This window comes from Flavobacterium sp. GCM10023249 (assembly GCF_042653365.1).
Lineage (GTDB): Bacteria > Bacteroidota > Bacteroidia > Flavobacteriales > Flavobacteriaceae > Flavobacterium.
Genome location: NZ_JBHSHZ010000006.1, coordinates 489,795 through 503,657 on the forward strand (window position 1 = coordinate 489,795; position 13,863 = coordinate 503,657).

General features: G+C 38.5%; 10 protein-coding genes. 1 reads left to right on the forward strand and 9 read right to left on the reverse strand.

The window, feature by feature from the left end; all coding sequences use genetic code 11:
- Window positions 1–23 precede the first annotated feature (23 nt).
- The 3 genes from ACFO7M_RS03770 to ACFO7M_RS03780 are packed head-to-tail and all read right to left on the reverse strand — an operon-like array spanning window position 24 to window position 8,324.
- Window positions 24–1,895: an OmpA family protein gene (locus ACFO7M_RS03770; RefSeq protein ID WP_379734093.1), complete on the reverse strand. Its 1,872-nt coding sequence runs from the start codon at window positions 1,893–1,895 to the stop codon at window positions 24–26.
- An 11-nt stretch (window positions 1,896–1,906) separates the two neighbouring features.
- Window positions 1,907–2,827, reverse strand: coding sequence for a type IX secretion system membrane protein PorP/SprF (locus ACFO7M_RS03775; protein ID WP_379717940.1), 921 nt, complete (start codon window positions 2,825–2,827; stop codon window positions 1,907–1,909).
- 58 nt (window positions 2,828–2,885) lie between these two features.
- Complete coding sequence (locus ACFO7M_RS03780) at window positions 2,886–8,324, reverse strand: fibronectin type III domain-containing protein (RefSeq protein ID WP_379717938.1); 5,439 nt, start codon at window positions 8,322–8,324, stop codon at window positions 2,886–2,888.
- A gap of 172 nt (window positions 8,325–8,496) precedes the next feature.
- On the opposite strand from ACFO7M_RS03780, the gene hflX reads away from it, so the two are divergent.
- Window positions 8,497–9,720, forward strand: a complete 1,224-nt coding sequence (gene hflX / locus ACFO7M_RS03785) for a GTPase HflX (RefSeq protein WP_379734095.1) — start codon at window positions 8,497–8,499, stop codon at window positions 9,718–9,720.
- A gap of 37 nt (window positions 9,721–9,757) precedes the next feature.
- On the opposite strand, the gene ACFO7M_RS03790 is transcribed toward hflX, so the two are convergent.
- From ACFO7M_RS03790 to ACFO7M_RS03815, 6 genes are all read right to left on the reverse strand, one after another.
- Window positions 9,758–10,651, reverse strand: a complete 894-nt coding sequence (locus ACFO7M_RS03790) for a DUF3078 domain-containing protein (RefSeq protein WP_379734097.1) — start codon at window positions 10,649–10,651, stop codon at window positions 9,758–9,760.
- 44 nt (window positions 10,652–10,695) lie between these two features.
- Window positions 10,696–11,202, reverse strand: coding sequence for a DUF2480 family protein (locus ACFO7M_RS03795; RefSeq protein ID WP_379717933.1), 507 nt, complete (start codon window positions 11,200–11,202; stop codon window positions 10,696–10,698).
- A gap of 67 nt (window positions 11,203–11,269) precedes the next feature.
- Window positions 11,270–11,593: an SUF system Fe-S cluster assembly protein gene (locus tag ACFO7M_RS03800; protein WP_379719028.1), complete on the reverse strand. Its 324-nt coding sequence runs from the start codon at window positions 11,591–11,593 to the stop codon at window positions 11,270–11,272.
- Between the two features lie 8 nt (window positions 11,594–11,601).
- Window positions 11,602–12,021 carry a SufE family protein gene (locus tag ACFO7M_RS03805; protein ID WP_379734099.1) on the reverse strand — a complete coding sequence of 140 codons (420 nt, stop codon included), beginning with the start codon at window positions 12,019–12,021 and terminating at the stop codon, window positions 11,602–11,604.
- 6 nt (window positions 12,022–12,027) lie between these two features.
- On the reverse strand, window positions 12,028–12,597 hold the full coding sequence (locus ACFO7M_RS03810; protein WP_379734101.1) for a hypothetical protein: 570 nt from the start codon (window positions 12,595–12,597) through the stop codon (window positions 12,028–12,030).
- Window positions 12,598–12,615: 18 nt separating this feature from the next.
- On the reverse strand, window positions 12,616–13,830 hold the full coding sequence (locus tag ACFO7M_RS03815) for an aminotransferase class V-fold PLP-dependent enzyme (RefSeq protein ID WP_379734103.1): 1,215 nt from the start codon (window positions 13,828–13,830) through the stop codon (window positions 12,616–12,618).
- Window positions 13,831–13,863: the final 33 nt, after the last annotated feature.

Here is a 13,863-nt window from a genome sequence, read left to right on the forward strand (position 1 = left end):
TTTATCGTATTGTACACAAAAAATTATTTTTTTACAATCATAAATTCGGAACGACGGTTTTGCGCATACTCCTCTTCAGTACATCCATCACCACAATTCACTTTTGGTTCTGTTTCTCCATAGCCTTGTCCGCTAATTCTATCAGCTGTAATTCCTTTAGAGATAATATACTGCACGGTAGCTTTTGCTCTACGTTCTGACAAACTCAAGTTGTATTTATCATTACCGCGTGAATCGGTGTGCGATTTTGCAAAAATAACCATGTTCGGGTATTCATTCATCACAGCTACCAATTTGTCTAACTCAGCCGCACCTTGAGGCGTAATATTGCTTTTGTTGTAAGCAAAATACACATCACCCAAAATCACTTCCTTCTCTGTGATTACCACCTCAACCGGATTCAGATTAGCAGCAACTTTTACTTTTCCTTTGGTTTCCGATACAGGGAAAGTTTGAGTCAAATAACCTGCTCTACCTACAGAAACTTCGTATTTCTTTTCGCAATCCAATTGAAAATCGGCATCACCGTTTTCGTTGGATGTTCCAGACATAACCGTATTCTTATTCTCATCCAATACAATGATATTCGCATTCGGAATCGCCAAGCCGGTTTTTGAATCGCGAACTAATGCTACTAAATCCAAATGACAAATCGGCAATACCATATAAATATCGTCATCACCAGTACCACCATTTCGGTTACTAGAAAGGAAAGCTGTTTTTTTAGATTCATTATAAGCAAAAGCAAAATCATCTTTTTCGCTATTTACAGGCGCACCTAGGTTTTTAGGTTGCTCTGTTCCATTCAAATCGACTTCAAAGACATCAAGTCCTCCTAATCCGTTGAATCCATTAGACGCAAAATAAAGAATATTGCTATCTGTTACCGAAGGGAATTGTTCGTTTCCTTCTGTATTGATTCTTTTTCCAAGATTTTCTGGAGTTCCAAAAGTACCATCAGCATTTACAGCTACTTTCCAGATATCGGTTTTACCAATTCCACCTGGTCTGTCAGAAGTAAAATAAAGCACAGTACCATCTGCACTTAGCGAAGGAGAACTACTATTGAATTCTTTACCGTTGAAAGGAAGCGCTGTAACATTCGTCCATTTCCCATTGTCTTTGGTAGCTTTGAAAAGATACATTTTACCAAATCTATTCTTCTTATCTGATGATTTCACAAATTGTTTTTCTGAAAAACTTTCTCTTGAAAAATAAATAGTATTTCCATCTGCCGAAATAGCAACCGGACCTTCATGAAATGAAGTGTTTAATCCGGCAACTTCAATAGGAGATTGACCTAAAGTACCCTCTTTAAAATCCACTTCATACAAATCCAGAAAAGGCTGGTCGTTCCATTCATACGTTTTACGTGACGTATTTCTGGCGCTTGCGAAATATACTTTATCACCTTTCAAATAGGCTCCGAAATCAGAATACTTAGAGTTGATTCCAACAGATTTCATTTCCCAGTTTTTGGAATCTTTTTGTAGTGCACTTATAGAAGTAGCATTGGATGCTTTAGCACGTTCATCATTGGGTGCTAATGCCCCAAATTTATCCATCGCATTTTTAGCTTCATCATATTTCTTGTTCGCTTTTAACATTTGAGCATATCGGAAATACGTTTCGGCATCTTGTTCTTTCGCGGCGATAGCTTTCGCGTACCATTTTTCAGCAGCCTCAGCATTGAAGATGTTATAATAACAATCCCCTAGTTGCTTGTATACATAAGAGTCCGCTTTTCCTTTATCTTCAAGCTTTAAATATTCTTTGGATGCATTGATGTATTCGTAACTGTTAAAAAGTTTGTCCGCACTTTTGGTGTCTTTATTTTGTGCTATACCAGCTGATACAGCTAATAGTAAACTTATATTGAAGTATATCTTTCTCATTTTTAAACCTATTAGAAATAACGTGGTGAACTTGACACTTTTTTAGGGAAGTTCAAATCAAATAAAACCATAAACTCGTGCGATGAAGGAGTAGCCACATTCAAATCGGAAACGATATGATCGTAAGCATATCCCAAACGCATTCCGTCGGAAATTCTATAATTTACCATAGCACCGAAAGAATCATCAATTCTATAGCTTGCACCCAATTCAAACTTATCGAAGAATAAAAAGTTAGTAGACAAGTCTACCGATGTAGGCGCGTTAAATGCCGATTTCACCATAAAGAAAGGCTTGAATTTAGTATTTTCGGACAAGTTGAACACATAACCTCCGGTTAAGAAATAGTGTTGTACTTCAGAACCGTACTGTACACCGTTATAATCCAAATGAGCAGATTTAAGCATATTCGGAACGGAAAGCGCCAAATAGTACTTATCCGTATAATAAAACAATCCCGTTCCAATGTTCAGCTTAGCACTTGAAGTGTCCTCTGCGAAAGCACCATCGGATGGAGCGGGTAAAGTCGATGCAATTTCGCTATTGAGTCCGATGTTCAACAATGAAACACCCGCTTTAATACCCATAGCCAATCGATGCTCACCACCTAGATTCAAAGTATAAGAGAAATCACCGTAAATGTTATTCTCCTCTACAGGACCAATTCTATCACTAATAACAGACAAACCTAAACCAACATTCTTACCTACGGGAGAATGTCCTGATGCGGTGAATGTGGTAGGGGAATCTTCAATTTCAACCCATTGTTTTCTGAATAATAATCCTATCGAAAGGTTTTCTTTAGAACCCGCATAGGCTGGATTCATGACATTCATATTATACATATATTGGGTGTAGTGGGGATCTTGTTGTGCTTGCATTTCCGAGAAAAATGAAAATGCAATTATTGCAGTAAGAAATAGTTTCTTCATTTTAATTGTTTGTTTAATACAAAAGCAAGGCCCATTCTCATGGGCCTAAGCCTTATTTTTATCTATTAATGTAAACCCAACCTGATTTGGTTTCACCATTATCTTGATCAATAACGTAGTAATAAGTTCCATCTGGTAATTCATCGCCAGATTCAGATTGACCGCTCCATTGATTCGTATAATTTGTCTTACCATAGACTTTTTTACCATATCTGTTGAAGATAGATAATTTTTTAACTCCCAAACTAGTTAAGTCAAAAGTATCATTATTTCCATCTCCATTCGGTGACAATCCTCTTGGGATGACACATTGAGGGCTTTCAACTGTAAAACTTTGTGTATCAACACATCCATCAGGAGCTGTTGTGATTTTTACCGTGAAAGTCATTGGGAAACTAGCTAGCGGAACATTATAATCCAAAATATATTGAGATACATTAAGCGTATTTGCGTTTGTTCCTATTACCGTAGAGGATTCGTTTGTCCATTCATAAGTGGCAGTAGCACCATCAAAAGAACCATTTACAGGAGAAGCGGTAATTACATACTGCGCTCCTTGACATTCACCCACTGTAGTGATAGGAATATCGGTCATATCCATAACCACTTCAATTTGTTGAGAAGCGATACAGCCTTGGTTATTTACCGTTACTTCATACATACCATAATCAACAACACTGATTGTATTTGTTGTACCTGGAATTGGATTTCCATTTAACGTCCATGAATAAACTACTAATGGATCCGTAACCGAATAATTCACGGGCTGAACCGTTAACACCGCTGTTTCACCAGCACATTTGGTTAGATTCGTTCCGGATAATGTAAAGTTCGGTTGAAAATTAACCGTAAATGAAGTTGTAATAGGTGTCGTATTCGTACATCCATTCAATGTTACAACTACTTCATAAGTCCCACTCATTGTAGGTGTAATAGAACTTGTAGTACCCACAGGAATAGTACCGTTCAATGTCCATACATACGTTGCATCGGCAAGTAAGAAATTACCTGGAACCACTGTTAATTGCGCTGTATCATTAGAACAAATAGTATTGTCTGGATCGGTTGAACCTATTGTTGCAATAGGGTTAGTTCTAATTATGATAGTTGCATCCGCAGAATTTGCTTGGCATCCATTGGCTGCTGCAACTGTATTCGTAACTACATAAGTTCCTGGTGTACTGTTGGTCACATCAACAACTCCTGTCGAAGGATCAATAGTCAATCCTGTAGCAGGCACTGCTGTAAAAGTTCCCGCCGTTCCACCACCGATAAATGTTGGACTTGCTGTTCCTGTACTCTGACAGTAAGGACTGTCGGCATAGTTAAAGGTTACCACAGGAAGTGCTGTAATCGTGATTGTTGTAGAAGCAGTTACTTCGGCACAACCTCCTGCAGCTGCAATCGTGTTGGTAACGGTATACGTTCCAACAGTACTTGCTGACAAATCGATAACTCCCGTTGAAGGATTGATAACCAATCCGGTCGCACTAGCACTAAATACACCTGCAACTCCTCCACCGCTGAATGTAGGACTAACCGTTCCGGCATTTTGACAATATGGTGTACCCGTATAGGCAAAAGTAGCAACCGGTAAAGCCGTTATAGTAACCGTAGTCTCAAATGGTGTTGAAGAACATCCTGGTACCACTACATTATATCGTACGGTATACGTTCCCGCTAAACTCGTGCTTGGAGTAATTGCTCCCGTTGAAGCATTAATTGACAAACCTGCCGGAACAGCATAGTAGTAACCACCAACAGTACCTGTTTGAGTTACAGGCTGTGCCGCTGTTACTGATTTACAGAATTCAGGTGCACTATACGAAATTGTAGCATTCGCCGGGTTAGAAATCGTCATACTCCAAGTTGCAATTGACGTCTGACATCCGTTAGCTCCAATTATAGTACTGGTTATTGTATAAGTACCTATAGTACTTGCTGCCATATCAACCTCTCCAGTAGTAGCATTAATTACTAAACCAGCCGGTGAAGATGTATAGGTTCCGGCTGTAGAACCTGGACTTAATACTGGTATTGGGTTGGGACCACCAGATCCTTTGCAATAGAAACTTCCACCTGGGTAAGTAAAACTAGCAAATGGACAACAATCTATAGGAGTAGGTCCAACCATTCTTTTAAGACGGATATAACCTCTTTTTCCGGGAAGTGTATTCGCCGTAAAGTTGGTGATCATAACTACATAAACTTGTCCTGCTATAGCACCATTTATTTTTAAAGTTTCTGTGGCTGCTGCCGAATAACTACATCCATCTGGTGCAGGTCTTACATTGCTTACAGTTATAGCACCACAAGCAGCAGCTACACTAGGGTAAGGACCCCAACTCGCATAATCCACATCTAAATCGCGAATAGTAAACGTTGGATCTGTACTTTGCTCCATGAAATACTCATAGTTTCCGTCTGCTGGGATAGTCAAGTAATAGAAAGTTGGTGAAGGCGCATTCCCTAAACATCCAACTGCAGCCGTAGTTGTCCCACTAATTGGATTCGGTGTTGAAGGTACACCCACATCATTTCTTAAAATAATATCATTTACAGCACAAGCCGGAATTGAGTTATTACAATAAATCACTTTTGTTCCCACACAAACTTCAAAACGTTTGGTAGAAGCTGCTGTTCCTCTTGAATACACTCGTATTTTATAGGTTTCCCCTATTACTAATCCGGTTTCCATAGCTCCATTAGCTGCACTTCTACAACTAATCTGAGTTAGATTATTACAATCATTGCCTCTATACAAAGTATACCCAAGTCCACCTGGAGTAGCTGTAGGAAATCTTGGAGGAACCGCAGTATCGGTTACCGGTTCCAATAAAGAGATATAATGAGTTGTTGCGGTTGCCGTAAAATGGAACCAAACATCATCGTTATCATCGTTAGGTGCGCAAGTAGTTGCTTGCGTTGAAGCTGTGGCATTGGAAACTGTTCCAAAAACAGTTTGCTCACAGTGTGTATTTTGATTTACCGGTACTTGTTTCGAATTGATACATTCATCATTAACATCTGGGGTATTGAACGTTCCACTTACAGACCATGGGCTTTTATCAGTAGTTGAACAAATAGCTCTCACATAGAAGTCATAACAAGTAACTGGAGTTAAACCACTTACCGTAAAAGGTTTAACAGAAGTAACTGTCGCACCAGGATAAGGTGTAGGTGTTGTTTCTGTCGGTGCAGGTGAACCACAAGGCAATACAATTACTTCCCATGTCGTTGCTGTACCTCCACCAGGATTTGCCGGTTGGGTCCAGTTCAGATTCGCTGTATACGGTGTAATTCCAGATGAAGTTGGCACTGTTGGTCTTGAACACGTTGGTAACGTAGTAAAATCTCCCGCTACTGTCCAGTTACTCGCTTGAGTAGTAGAACAAACCGTTCTTATATAATACAAATAGGTTGTATTTGGATTGAGACCAGTTACTACAAAAGGTCTAGTTGTAACTCCTGCAAAAGTAGGAACGGTTGAAGCATTTGGTGCTGGTGAAGGTGGAGTTGCCGGAACCACATAAATATCCCATTGCGTTCCACCATTCGGCGTCCAGTTCAAAGTAGCCCCTTGTGTAGTTGGTGCAGTATCCGTTGGAGACAAAGGTAATAAACAGGCCGGTACATCACAATCAAATGCAGTAGCAAACAATGGAGTAGTAGTACTAGCAGCACCAGAATTGGCTGGTTTCGTAAACAATGTTTGTCCAAAGTTATTAATTACAGTAATTCCTACTTCTCCTGGCCAACTTCCTGCCACGTGCCAGTACAATTCGAAAGGATAATTCTCACAAAGAGCTACTGTTTGGTTAAAGGTTCCACCAGTGGTAAATGTAGTTCCTAAAGTAGCTACTACAATTCCGTTCTGTCTCACCTGCATTAAAGCACCGTCCCATCCATCAGCTACTGAGTCTGTCAATCTGAAAGTATAATTACATTTTTGAGCCGCATCACAAATTTCGGTACTAAAACGGAAAGGTCCAGCCCACGGGCTATATAATCCTCCTCCACAGTCAGAACGAACCCAATACTCATAGGCATGAGCTGAAGTCAACCCAGTTACTGTAAAATTGGTATTAACAAAGGCATCTGTACCTGATCCTGTTGGAATCGGCAAACCTGCATCCTGAACCACTACTTGCCAAGCCGTTGCTCCTGAAGGGTTCGCCCAAGACAAACTAGCGGTAGTCGTTGTCGCTGTAGCGGACAATGTTGTTGGGGGATCACAGAATTTTTGTTGAATAATTAAAGTATAAGGAATACCTGTTACTGGAGTAGAACTTGATGAAATTACAAATACATAGGTTTGTCCTGAAACAACAGGTATCGTTGCTATATTTCTTGGATTACCAGTTGCATCGGCTACACCAGCTAAACAAGACACCCCAACGTTAGCACACCCATCATAAACAAACAAACTCGAATTTGTTGCTCCAGGTGTCATTGATACAGTAATGTTACCAGTAAAATTGGCAGTATACGAATAAAATACTTCTGCTCCCTGCATATAGTTGGTGGCTCCACCAGCACAACCTGTACCCTGAGGTGTATCTACTTCATCACCATAGGTGTTGGTATTATCTGTGTGGCTATAAGGTAAACTTGTTACAATGATAGGTGAACTACAAATAGAACCTGATGGTGAGGTGGTAAAATTAAATGGCCCTACCCAATTACTATTCGATAGAGTACATATCGATCTCACATAATATTCATAATTGGTGCCCGGATTTAATCCAGTATAGGTAAATGGATTGGTAGGTGCTGGAGTACCAGCTCCTGTTGGTGTTCCAGTTCCACTTGGCTGCACTACCACTTCCCAATTCGTTGCAGATCCATTATTAGTCCATGATAACACTGCAGAAGTAGGTGTAATTGCACCTGTAGTTAAAATACTAGGATCCAAACATTGTTGAAGCACCTTAACTTGATCTATCAACCAACGGTCTCCCGAAGTAGTCCCAGTTGGCTGTGTATTTACTTTTACGAAAGCAACATAAACTTGTTGGCCTGCATAAGCCGCCAAACTGACTGCTTTTTCTTCATACACATTATAAGTAGTATTCAAATTGTTTTCGGTCCAAGTTTGAATAGTTGTATAAGCTGCCTGATTAGTTTGACTAGCATCTGTTGACACTCGAATTTCATAAATTGACCCATTATTCCCCAATAAGGTTTGTCTGGTAAAAAAACGAAGTTGTCCGTTTGCTGGAACCGTAATTTGTGGGGTTACCAACCAATCTTGAGAGGTATTTCCGGCCCCAATGTTTTCCCGGTCTATGATTGCGGCCTTAAGACCTGCATAAACCCTCGCTGGGTCGGTAGTTTCAATCCAACTTTCGCCAGTACCGATACCATTATCCATGGTAATCCAGTTGCCTGGTGTTGTTGGAGGAAAAGTGGCTCCTTCAAATCCTTCATCGATTACTTGAGCAAAACCCAAATAAGGAAGAATCATCATGAAAAAACCAAAAGTAATTTTTTTCATGTTTTGCGTAATTTTTTGGTTAATCTTGTTTATTTAACTTCCAAAAGTAAATAATTTTAATAATCATTTAACATTTAATCATATAATATTTATTTTTTTAACACTTAACTTCCTATTAGAAGTGAGAAAATTTGACGCTTAAATTTATACCTTTGCACCACAATATGATATCATGCTAGAGAAAGAAAAAATAGATTTTGAAAAAACTATAGTCGTAGGGATTGTAACACAACAACAAAGTGAAGATAAGCTTAACGAATATTTAGACGAATTAGAGTTCTTAACCTATACTGCTGGTGGTGAGGTAGTAAAGCGTTTTACACAAAAGATGGATAAACCCAATCCTAAAACGTTTGTAGGAACTGGAAAACTTGAGGATATTAAGTACTATATAAAAGACAACGATATCAAAACTGTGATATTTGATGATGAGTTAACACCGGCTCAGCAAAAAAATATCACTAGAGAATTGGACTGCAAAGTACTAGATAGAACCAACTTAATTTTGGATATTTTTGCGCAACGAGCAGAGACATCTTATGCGCGTACACAAGTCGAATTGGCACAATGCCAGTACCTACTTCCCCGTTTAACAGGTATGTGGACGCACTTGGAACGTCAGCGGGGAGGTATTGGTATGCGTGGTCCCGGTGAAACAGAAATTGAAACTGACCGTCGTATTGTTCGCGATCGTATTGCTTTATTGAAAGACAAGATTCGCGTCATCGATAAACAAATGGCCATACAACGCAGCAACCGTGGCGCCATGGTTCGCGTTGCTTTGGTAGGTTATACCAATGTTGGCAAATCAACCTTAATGAACGCCATTGGAAAAAGTGAAGTATTTGTAGAAAACAAATTATTTGCTACTTTGGATACCACGGTTAGAAAAGTAGTGATTAAAAATCTTCCTTTTCTTCTCTCTGACACGGTAGGGTTTATTAGAAAGTTACCTACTCAACTGGTTGAATCTTTCAAAAGTACATTGGATGAAGTGCGTGAAGCGGATTTATTGCTGCATGTAGTTGATATTTCTCATCCTGAATTCGAAGACCACATCGAATCGGTAAATCAGATTTTAAAGGATATTAAAAGTGACGATAAACCAACGATTATGGTCTTTAATAAAATTGATGCGTATCAACATCTGACTATTGAAGCCGATGACTTAATGACTGAAAAAACGACTAAGCATTATACTTTAGAGGAATGGAAACAAACCTGGATGAGTAAATTGGGTGAAAACAACACCTTGTTCATTTCAGCCACTGAAAAAGCAAACTTCGAGGAATTCAGAGAAAAAGCATATGAAGCAGTAAGACAAATTCACATTACCCGATTCCCTTACAATAACTTCTTGTATCCTGACTATAAAGACGCCGTCGAAAAAGAATAAAAAAAAAGACCTCAAAATGAGGTCTTTTTTTTATTCTTTAAAAGATACAATTCACGCCTAGACCAAACACTTCTCGAATCTGAAAGGCGCCCACCGCATTATCATCATAAATAGCCTGAAATGCAATATTGGTTGAAATGTATTTATTGATTTTCATTACTATATTAGACTGATAATCGATGTCTACATTTTTGGGTGTATCCAAATAATTCGTATACATCATTACAATATTTTCCCAAGAGATGTTTTCCATGAGGTTACATTTATAATAACCACTCAATGCAGCCCCGAACTCAAATCTCGAAGAATCGCCTTGTTCTACCCCAAAAGAAGCACCAAGTTCTGTAAAATGAGGATGCACGAATATAACTCTAGAGGTTGCCGGAGCAATGTTCACTTTCAAATTATCACTCTTTTTCCATAACATACCAGGACCTGCCTGAAGATAAGCAGGTGAAAATAAATGAGATATTTTTGTCATAGTTGCTGGCTCAAAACCGGAATCCATCTGGGTTCTAAAATCAAGAAAACCTGAATAAAACCAATATCCTGAGGCTTTTTTACCCAATAAGGAAGTAAAAACAAAACGATCGTCCGATTTTTGAACATCCGCTCCTTTCAACTTGGTCAAACCATAAGAAACGATCAATTTATTATCCCAAATCAAAGCAGGAGTTTTATAGTTGAAATCATAATTCAACCCAATGTTTCCAGCCATATTGGATACACCTCCTCCACGCCAATCATTATTAAAAGCGGATTGATTGAATAAGAAAACCAAGTTACCTGTTTTTTTCCAACCCATATTCAGAGTATCTCGGGCTTTGGTTTCGGCAGAAGATGTTTTGCCAATTAATTCTTTCTCATTGCCTTGTGCGAATGAAAAGAAAGTCATCATCAACAATGACAATACGATAAATCTCTTTTTCATAAGTTTGTGTTTACTGATTTCCACAAACTTATGAAATCTTTTTCTTATTTTTTGGATTTATAGAGCGGTACTGAAGAACAGGCTTCACCAAACATAATGCTTTTGGCAAAAGGCATAAGATGTTCTATCGCCAAAACATATGCTTGCTGAGGAACAGGCTTATTGGAACAGCCTTTAAGGATTACCGGCTTGTCAATAAAATCAGAATAATCCAATTCACTTAAAATACCTTGATACAAAGAAAGCAACAGTTCGTTCTTAGTCCCGTTGACTACCTTAGGTGCAAAAGGCTGCAGATACACCGTTACGAGAGCATAAGTCCAAGCAGGTAGTATCGCTTCTTCCGAACAATACAGCGCAACATAACAATCCTTGTACTGTGTCCAATCATGTGCTTTCAAATGGTCACGAAATTCATTCTCTTTTAGAATAAAACCTCCAAAGAGCCATTGTGAAATGTCTAGTTCAACAATGCTTTGTTTTGGAAAATAATCTTCCAAATCAAAAACCTGTAGCGCACTATTCGCAACTCTGTTTACAATTTCTTCCATTTTTGAAGTTAAGGGTTATAAGTTTATGGTTTGCAGTTAATGAATCATAAACCACAAATTATAAACTTTAAAGCATTCCTAATTCCAATTTCGCTTCTTCACTCATCAAATCCTTACTCCATGGTGGATCAAATGTAATCTCCACTTCACACGATTTAACATCGCCGATTTTCTTGATTTTCTCTTCCACTTCTTGAGGCAAAGTTTCTGCCACAGGGCAATTCGGTGACGTTAATGTCATAAGGATTTTAACATCCATTGTTTCATTAACAAAAACATCGTAAATAAGTCCTAACTCATAAATATCAACTGGAATCTCAGGATCGTAAATCGTTTTCAAAACCTTTACTACTTCTTCTCCTAAGTTGATTGTATCGTTAAATTCTTCCATCATAGTAATTAATTTTTGGCCTGAAAAGCCAAAGCGTACATTTTTATTTGTTTAATCATTGATACCAATCCATTGGCTCTCGTAGGCGACAAATGTTCTTTCAAACCGATTTCATCAATAAAATCAGTAGTTGCATCCAATATGGCCTGAGGCGACTGATTCGAGAAAGTACGTATTAATATACCTATAATTCCTTTGGTTAATATCGCATCACTGTCGGCAGTAAAAACCACATTGCCATTTTGCTCTTCTGCATGAACCCAAACCTTAGACTGGCATCCTTTAATGATATTATCATCAGTTTTGTATTTTTCATCAATCAATGGTAAAGATTTACCTAATTCGATGATGTATTCGTACCGTTGCATCCAATCGTCAAACATGGAAAACTCATCAACGATTTCATTTTGTATTTCTGTAATTGTCATTCTATTCTATTCGTTATCTTTCACGTAAGAAAGTAATTTTTTTACCAATTTTTCTATTTGTGCCGGAGGAATTCCATGATCAAAAGTTTCCGAGCTGTAGGTTTTACCACTTTTCGTGATATGAATATTGGCCATTGCCGCACCATCATAAAATCGTTTTTCGGTTGGTGCTTTCAGTTCAGAAATTTTTGCCGCTTCCACTCCATTAAGCAAAGAATTCAACTCTTCAACCTGTGCTTTGGTCAATTGAACCGTTTGCAAGGCATCTGAATCTCTTTCTTTTGTATACGTCAGTTTTCCTTCTTGAAATTTAACTTTCAGATAAAAACCTCTTGAATTCGCTTCGTATTCGACACCAGCAACTGTTTCCTGACTTTTCAAACTATCTTCATTTTTAGGTTGCACAATAGCAGCCGCAGAATCCGCAACTGTTCCGTTATCAGTAACACCTTGTACAGCGGCAACTTCATTTTTAGGAACTTGATTTGAAACCACTGTATCTGTAGTTGCTTTTTTACATTTGCACGAAATTAGTAACGTGACTACAGAGAATCCAATTAATGCCAGGTTTTTCATAGTTTTTGGTTTTTTAAATTAAGAAAGCATCGTTTTTGCTTTTTTAACGGCTTCCACAAAGATATCAATTTCTTCTTTCGTATTATAAAACGAAAAACTCGCTCTAACCGTACCCGGAATTCCAAAATAATTCATGATGGGTTGAGCACAATGATGCCCTGTTCTAACCGCTATACCTAATTTATCTATAATCGTGCCAATATCATACGGATGAATTCCTTCAATATTAAAAGAAACTACCGAAGTCTTTTGAGCAGACGTCCCGTAAATTTTCAAACCTTCAATTTCGGATAATTTTTCGGTAGCATGAGCTAAAAGTGAGCGCTCTTGCTCTTGAATATTTTCAAAACCTACTTCATTCAAATAATCGATAGCGGTTCCCAACACAATCCCATCGGCAATGTTAGGCGTTCCCGCTTCAAATTTATGTGGTAATTCTGCATACGTGGTTTTCTCGAAAGTAACTTCTTTAATCATTTCTCCACCGCCCATATACGGAGGCAGTTTATTTAACCAAGCTTCTTTCCCATACAAAATACCAACTCCGGTCGGCCCACATATCTTGTGTCCTGAAAACACATAAAAATCACAATCCAAAGCCTGAACATCCGGTTTTAAGTGCGGCGTAGCCTGCGCCCCATCAATCAAAATAGCTGCTCCCACTTCATGCGCTTTCTGAATCATATATTCAATTGGATTGATCACACCTAATGCATTCGAAATATGATTGACCGCCACAATTTTGGTTTTGGCTGTAAGCAAACGATCGTATTCAGACATTACGAGTTCTCCATCTTCATTCATTGGTATTACTACCAGTTTTGCGCCAGTTTTCTCACACAAAAACTGCCAAGGCACAATATTACTATGGTGTTCCAATGCCGAAACCATAACCTCATCGCCTTCTTTCACAAAAGCTGCCATGCCATTCGCCACCAAATTGATTCCTTGGGTTGTACCCGAAGTAAAAATCACCTCGTGAAGATGCTCCGCATTAATGTGCTTTTGAATTTTCTCTCTCGAGGCTTCATACGCATCTGTAGCCAACTGACTTAATGTATGTACTCCTCTGTGTATATTGGCATTGATTTCTTCATAATATTTGGTAATGGCATCGATAACCACCTTTGGTTTTTGTGACGTGGCACCGTTATCGAAGTATAGTAAGGGTTTCCCGTTAACTGTTTGATTCAGAATTGGGAAATCGGCTCTTATTTTTTGGATATTCAGCATTTTTATTTAGAATTTTTCTAAATACAAAAGTAA